We start from the raw sequence: 892 nt of genomic DNA, 5'->3' as shown, positions 1-892 counted from the left end.
TTTGTCACCCCATCCTTTTCACTTCAGCAACCTATGCTTCGGTAAACGCAGGCTATTCTTCAAAATTCTTGTCTGGCTTTTATTTTTGGGCTTTTAAAATTTGCCAGCTTAACCCGAACTGACGTTAATTAGAACCCAGAATCAAAACCTGTAGCGAACGCTGCGCGTTCGCTACAGGTTTTGGGGTTTTATATTCTGCGCCTAGCTACTTAACTTAAAGATTTGAGTAGCCCTCTACAGGCATCAAAAAGCAAATCAATCACATAATTAAATCCATCCGCTCCGCCGTAGTAAGGATCGGGAACTTCCTTATCGGGATAAGTTTCGCAATAATCGCACATCATCTTTACCTTATGAGCAAATTTGCCTTGCGGATCGAGAGCGAGAATATTGCGATAGTTGTCTCGATCCATTGCCAAAATCAGATCGAATTCCCGCAAATCCATCGCTTCAAATTGTCTTGCTGAACCAACAAAGTCTAAACCTCTTTCCTTGGCAGCCGCTCTCATTCTGCGATCGGGTGGTGCGCCGACATGCCATCCACCCGTTCCCGCCGAGTCACAAATAAAGCGATCGCTAATTCCTGCCCTTGCAATCAAGTGATTCATAATATTTTCCGCCGCAGGCGATCGGCAAATGTTTCCGAGACAGACAAATAGGAGTTTTTGGGTCATACCTATATAAATAAAAAAAATAAAAAAATAAAAAATAAATAAAAAATAAAAAACTCTGTAATACCAATTCACGAAAGGGTGACAACACTTTTGGGAATTAAAAACTAAACCTAGTAAGGGTTTTCAAAGCTCAAAATGGCGTAGCCATTTTGAGCTTTGGTATAAGTGTGCTTAATTATATATAAAAAACTAAAACCTGCGGCGCACGCGCAGCGTGC

At 41.3% G+C, this 892-nt stretch carries 1 protein-coding gene; it reads right to left on the bottom strand.

Features of this window, described 5'->3' with window-relative positions:
- Positions 1–209 precede the first annotated feature (209 nt).
- Complete coding sequence (locus tag PSE7429_RS23080; protein ID WP_009629832.1) at positions 210–674, bottom strand: low molecular weight protein-tyrosine-phosphatase; 465 nt, start codon at positions 672–674, stop codon at positions 210–212.
- Positions 675–892 lie beyond the last annotated feature (218 nt).

The organism is Pseudanabaena biceps PCC 7429 (genome assembly GCF_000332215.1).
Classification (GTDB): domain Bacteria; phylum Cyanobacteriota; class Cyanobacteriia; order Pseudanabaenales; family Pseudanabaenaceae; genus Pseudanabaena; species Pseudanabaena biceps.
This window is presented reverse-complemented; position numbering and strand designations above follow the sequence as displayed.

Bases quoted from the DNA above. Each gene is read 5' to 3' on its own strand.
- PSE7429_RS23080 (WP_009629832.1), bottom strand. From the start codon at position 674: ATGACCCAAAAACTCCTATTTGTCTGTCTCGGAAACATTTGCCGATCG.